Origin of the sequence: Rhodococcus sp. NPDC078407 (genome assembly GCF_044542515.1) — a bacterium.
Classification (GTDB): domain Bacteria; phylum Actinomycetota; class Actinomycetes; order Mycobacteriales; family Mycobacteriaceae; genus Rhodococcoides.
Genome location: NZ_JBITUQ010000014.1, coordinates 127,035 through 133,202 on the forward strand (window position 1 = coordinate 127,035; position 6,168 = coordinate 133,202).

2 protein-coding genes and 1 pseudogene are annotated in these 6,168 nt (G+C 65.1%); 1 reads left to right on the forward strand and 2 read right to left on the reverse strand.

Annotation, left to right across the window (positions count from 1 at the left end):
* The first annotated feature begins 7 nt into the window (after window positions 1–7).
* Complete coding sequence (locus ACIGGF_RS15880) at window positions 8–1,183, forward strand: ATP-binding protein (RefSeq protein WP_283347924.1); 1,176 nt, start codon at window positions 8–10, stop codon at window positions 1,181–1,183.
* 3,704 nt (window positions 1,184–4,887) lie between these two features.
* On the opposite strand, the gene ACIGGF_RS15885 is transcribed toward ACIGGF_RS15880, so the two are convergent.
* Both ACIGGF_RS15885 and ACIGGF_RS15890 read right to left on the reverse strand, forming a co-directional pair.
* On the reverse strand, window positions 4,888–5,253 hold the full coding sequence (locus tag ACIGGF_RS15885; protein WP_377449700.1) for a hypothetical protein: 366 nt from the start codon (window positions 5,251–5,253) through the stop codon (window positions 4,888–4,890).
* A gap of 244 nt (window positions 5,254–5,497) precedes the next feature.
* A pseudogene (locus ACIGGF_RS15890) lies at window positions 5,498–5,995 on the reverse strand (excalibur calcium-binding domain-containing protein); the annotation flags it as partial.
* Between the last annotated feature and the right edge of the window lie 173 nt (window positions 5,996–6,168).

Below are 6,168 nucleotides of genomic sequence, written 5' to 3' on the forward strand. Positions count from 1 at the left end.
GCTCGATATGGAATTGGAGCTGAACCCGTTCAAGCCTGGCTCGGGGCTCCGCCCTCCTGCCCTCGAAGGCCGTGCCCCTCAGATCGACGCGTTCGACCTTCTCGTCGCCCGCAGCAAACGACGCAACTACGACCGCGGACTGATCCTCACCGGACTACGGGGAGTGGGAAAGACAACCCTGCTCAATACACTCGCCGAGCACGGCGATCGCCAAGGGTGGTTGACCATCGGGATCGAAGCCAGACCCAACGACGCCGGTGTCGCGGCAGTGCGGGCCAAGCTCTCCCAGGAGTTGACCGTGGGGCTTCGCCGATACAGTCGAAAGCACAAGCTCGCAGCACTGATCGATCCCCTCATCGACATCGCACGCGGATTTTCCCTCGGAATGGGGATCGGGCCGGCACACGTCGATATCAGCGCTGGCGGCCGGGCCGCAGCCAGCGGCGACATCGAACTCGACATCGAAGAACTCGTCGAAACGATCGCCACCACCCTCCACACCAGAGGCAGTGCTTTCGGGCTCTTCATCGATGAAATGCAAGACCTGGACCGCGACCTGCTCTCCGCGCTATTGGCTGTCCAGCATCGCGCCAACCAACGTGAATGGCCGTTCTTCATCATCGGCGCAGGTCTGCCGAACCTGTCCGCGGTTCTGGCCGACACCCGCTCCTATGCCGAACGGCAGTTCCTTTACAGCACTATCGGCCCTCTGGACCCACGCGCTGCAGCGGATGCCCTTCGGATTCCCGTCGAGCGCCACGGCGGTGCGTTCACCGAGGACGCCCTCGACTTGCTCGTTCACGCCAGCGGTGGTTACCCCTACTTCCTGCAGGAATACGGTAAAGCCATCTGGACGGTCGCCGGAACCACCCCATTCGATCTCGAGGATGCCGAACTCGCCGTCGACGTCGGTCGCCGGCACCTCGACGACGGGTTCTTTCCCTCGCGATGGAATCGCGCCACCGAACGAGAACGCCGCTACATGCGCGCCATCGCCGACACCGGCGAGGACACCCCCCGATCGGGAACGGTCGCCGCCCACATGGGCTCCACCCCATCCGGGGTCAGCGACGTCAGAGACTCCGCCCTCCGCAAAGGCTTGATCTGGGCCCCAGAACACGGCCGCATCGCCTTCACAGTCCCCGGCATGGCCGACTTCATTCGCAGACAACCCACCCAGTAGCCGCGCGCTTCAGCATCCCAGAGCGGTGCCCACTGATCGACGTAACAACCTGCCGCGCATGATAAGCGCCGCTTCTTGGCCGCGGCCATGATGTGCCCAGCCCAGGATTATGACTTTCCTGGCTTCCTACGTCTCGACGTGACATGCGGTTCCCAGATGCCCTCGGCACAGACTGTCGAGGACGACGACATGTACCTCAAAAGCATCCGACAGGACCCGCTTGGTCGGAACCGTCGAAAGCAACTCATTCGGTAAAGCCCACATTGACAGTATGCGTCGGCCGCGCGTTCGGCTTGCCGGCGTCTCGGCCGCTCTGGCACGGTGCGCCCGGACCTCGCCAGACGGGCTGGCGTGAATGCGGGGTGGCTCGACAGCGGTCTTGGCAAAAATCGGAGTTACGTTACGTTTCGTTTCGTTACATGTAACGAAACGAAACGAAAAAGTCGGCTGAGCCCGGCCCATGGCAGAATAGCAACGACTTGTTATTTCTCAGCTGACCTGGCGATATCGTGACGAGCTCTCTGGACCATTCTTGGCTAGGTAGACACCGCGCCTCTTTACGGGCCGAAGCTCCACCCTCAAAGGTGGACACGCCTACTCTTCCTTCCAACGATTATCAACCCCGTGACGATATTCCGAATAAAGACGCCGACTATCTATTGGCAAACCGCTAGATCAAGTCGCGGATAAATAATTCGGAGTAACTTCAGGCACGAGTCCGCCACAGTCCAGAGTCGGGTCCGGGGCGACCGCACTGGGAGCTGGCGAGTCCCGCCGCCAATCCCGATAATCGGCCTCGATCGACTGCGTCCGCCCCCCTTGGTGCGGGCATGAAGGGCCTACAACTGCCAGGGGTCCGAAGGACGACAGAAACGGCCGCCCGATCCGACCCAGCGCATCGGAATATCGACACGCTCACCGTGAGTTCGGCTGATGCCGACACCCCGCATCGGGACGGTACCGAGGTGTGGGAGGGGCTCCCCGCAGCACCCTCCGAGTGCCAATCTCCGGGCTGTCTCGCATCCCCGCTGACGCGCCAAGCGGGGATGCGGATCCTCGTCCGGCAACCGAACTGACACCGGACATCAAGGGCGACCTTCCTGCCCTCCTCAGGGCTGCCGAACGACGTCCGAGCGGCGCCGTGACGTCACAAGGACCAGTCTCGGGACAGACCTCCGCCGCCGCGTCGAACCGACCCCACAGTGCGAGACCGGGGGACTCGTCGGACCGGTCCACGGGGCCGGCTGGGCTTGGAGTGAAGCCTCACGGCGGCTCACTCGGTTCGCCTCGGACACCGAGATCGAAACCGTGAAGTGCCTGAACATCCGACGACCAGGGAGCGTCGGGCCGCCGCGGACCGGGTCACTCCGCTCGTGCTGCGGGCGGCCACAGCGGTCCCGACTCCGGCCCTGCTCATCACAGCAACGCGCGCCAGGGGCGCGATACGGGCCGGCAGGACGCAGCATCAGCTACAGGGCACGAGCGAGCGAGTGACCGCCCCGGAACGGGTCGCAGGCGCGCTAGCGCCGAGCACCGCCAGCTACGGAAGCAGCAGCGTCCCCAGGGCACCCCGCAGGGGGTCGACGTAGGTGAACGAGGGAGGGCGCGCCAGCGGCCGGAGGAGAGAGCCGAAGGCGATGAGGACCCGAGCGCAGCGAGTGGCGACGAGGCACCAGCCGAGGAGGTCGTCCCGGCTCTGCCGGGCAAACAAGGGTGTAGTGAGCGAAGCGAACGGAACCCGCCGTGCGTCACGACTCCTTATGCCCTTTTAGTGTGGAGCCACAGCAACCGACCCAGAGCGTTAGCGGCGGGAGGTTGCGGCCGTGGCGATCTGGGGAAACATAGCAGAATCTCCGTCCTTGCGACCGGTCGCAGACCGGCGACAGCCGCCCGGAACGCGTGGTCGCAAGGACGGTATCGATGTCGCGTTTCCCCAGCATGGAGCGGTGACGCCTTGCGCCCTGTGAGCCAGGAGCCTGACGCAGACGGCGCAAACCCCGTTTTTGGGTTTGTGGCGGTCTCAGAGCCGCTGGGAGCGCAGCGACTGGCGGGGCTGCACCCCATGGTGGCGTCAGGGTCACACGGGCCGCGCCAGCGGTCCGTCTCAGCACGGTGACGCCGTGCCCGCGGCGTCAGCCGCGGTCCCCCGGTGGGTCTCTATCTCAGAGCAGCAGGCGGCCTCGGCCGCCGTCCCCACCGTCCGCGCAGGTGCAGTGGTCTCGTGGGTCCGATGCCCGCGCGTCAGCGCGCCCGAGAGAGTAGATGGCATCGGTGAGGGCCCCACGAGAACACGGAACCGGAGCGGTCCCGGCGCGAACAGGCCTCGGTGGCCGAAGGCCACTTCGACCCTCGCCGGGTCAGTGAAGTCCCTGTCGTTCCCCCGGTGTGGCGGAGGGTCTTCACCGCGCGTGAGCGCCGGCGGTGCCGCCCTCGGCAACCGCCTCGGGCACAGGCCTGCCGCAGCTCTTCGCGGCAGACCGTCACGGGCGCGCAGCCGCCCGGCCGCAGGCATCTCCCAGACGTGTCACAGCCCCGCTCGACGGGCTCCGAAGCCTCGCCGCAGGCGGCTTCGAGGGGTGATCCGGCCGCCCGGTGACGTCACAACGTCGGCGGCCGTCCACGGTTCGGCCGCCCGCCTCAGCGGGTGGCGTGATCAGGGCTGCGAACGGTCGCTGCGAGTGGGATCTGACGGCCCGGCAGGGCCGCTCCACAGACTCGTCGAGACCCCGTGCGGCCTGCCAGCTTCACCGGCCGGCCGCACGACAGCAAGGTTGGGTCGGTCTCGCTTCTCGGGGCTGTCGCAGCCATCGGGCTGCGGGGGTCGGCTGCGGCCACAGGCCGCGGACGGAACGGTCACAGGCGGGCTTCTCCGGCGCACGTGGGTGGCGGCCGCAGCGCTTTTCTGCGGACGACGGCGGCCCCCGGGCCGCCGGCCAGATCACCGGTATCGCATCGAATATCTGGTGCCCACGTGCGCCGGAGAAGTCTGTTTCTTCGGTGTCGCGGAGTATCTCGTCTGTCCGCTTCGACTCGGTTTATCTCGCGTGGATCAGAGACGTCAGTGAAACCTCTTTATGGGTCATAATCGGCGAATTGAGCCGCTCTTATTGGTGTCCGAACATTCACATTCAGGGCGAGAACATGTACTGCTTTTCGGTATTCGGCAGTTGTCCGAAATCGAGCGCTTCTATCCGCTGAAAAGTCGGTCTCGACTATCTTGGAACAGTATTTTTGTGCGTGATGCGGGGCGTTGGTGGCGATTCTGGACGTGACGAACGGCCAGGTCAGCGGCTTACGGCATGGGAATCGGCCATGCCTTGCTTCGGTGGGCAGCCTTGAGTCGGAGTGACCGTTCTGTAGCCGGTGTATATCCGTAGTCCCGCCGCTCTACATCCACAGTGCGTCCGTAGCGCCGCCGCACGTGGGCGAGAGCCTGTGGATATCCGTTGTATATCCGTAGTACCGGCTGTTGCACGGAAATACAGCGGCACAGATCGAGTTTGTCGCCGACACGGCGGTGCTTGTCGGCTGTCACCAGTGCGGCCACTGCGTTCGGCGGATATCCGGTCTGTGTGGGAAAAAACAGAACCCGCACTCTGCCGGGGGCAGAGTGCGGGTTCGTGCGGTGGGGGTGGTCCTTCGATCGGGTTCGTTGTGCTCCGTGAACGTCAGTGTGCGATCTGGTCGAGTTCGTTCACGCCCATTCAGGCGTACACGGGTACGGCGACCGAGACGAGGCGTTCGAGCTGTGTGAGCACGCCGGCTGTACTTTCCAGCGCCATGCCGCCGTCGCCGAGCACCCAGGACATGGCGTCCAGGTCGGTGCCGCTCAACGTGACGGTGGTGTTGTGCTGCTCCGGATCCGCGAATTCGACCCCCACGATGGCGAGCTGGTCCGGCGTGATGTCGTTGAGCCAGGCCACGGCATGGAGTGCGTCGCCGATCTCTGCAGCGGATTCTCCGAGATCGATGGGGTAGGCCTGCCACAGGTTGTCGACCGGAAGCGTTCGTGCGGGGAGGACCAGCAAGGTCAGTGCTGCGGGGTCGATCGTGGTGAGGGTGACAGTCATGGCGTTTCTCCTGCTCGGACGGCTCTGTGACGACGGCGGGGGTGCCTGATCGCGTCGATGTTGCTTCGAGGTCGGCTTCGCCGACTCTGACGTCTGGCAGACGAACGGCGATGTCTGCGGCCATCGAAATTGCGGCTGCGCCGTCTGCTGGCGCAGCCGGCGAAAAAGAAGACCCGCACCTGCTGTGGAGGCAGAGTGCGGGTTCTGGGTGAGAGTTCGGTCAAGAACGGTGTCGCCACCGACGCTATTCGCAGCCGACACCGTCGCCGTCACCGTCGAACTTGGTGCTGAAGCCGGGTTCTCCGACGCGAATCGGTGCGGCTCCAGCGGCACGAACAGCAGCGCAGTTCTTGTAGGTGACGTTCGACGGTGCGGGTGCCGGCGGTGCCTCGACCGGAGCCGGCGCAGGAGCCACCGGTGTCGGCTCAGTGGACGGGGCCGCTTCCGCGACTGCGGCGGCATTGCCGCCGCAGTCGCCGAGAACCCGAACGATGGCATCGTGTTCGGGCGGGGTGACCCACAGCCCGTAGGCGGCTTTGACCTCGACCTGCCTCGACACGTAGGTGCACCGGTACGACTTGTTGCTCGGCAGCCAGGTTGCGGCGTCGCCGTCACTCTTCTGTTGATTCGCGGGGCCGTCGACGGCCTGCAGATTACGGGGATCGTTCGCGAAGTTCTGCCGTGTGGCAGAATCGAGTTGCTGCGCACCGGTTTGCCACGAATTGCTCAGCGACATTATGTAGGGGCTTTAACTATGTTGGGTAAGGGGGTTGGGAGACCCCGATTGGACCACGGGTCGTCTCCCGCCAGCCGCTCCCGACTAGGGCGTGTCTCCCAATCGGCGTAGCCAGGTGAGAATTGCGCAGAGGGTGACGGCGGCGCGGTAGGTGATCGCGAGTTTGTCGTAGCGGGTGG

Excerpts from the sequence above, each read along its gene's own strand:
- ACIGGF_RS15880 (WP_283347924.1), top strand. The coding sequence starts at position 8 with ATGGAATTGGAGCTGAACCCGTTCAAGCCTGGCTCGGGGCTCCGCCCT.
- ACIGGF_RS15885 (WP_377449700.1), bottom strand. The coding sequence starts at position 5,253 with ATGACTGTCACCCTCACCACGATCGACCCCGCAGCACTGACCTTGCTG.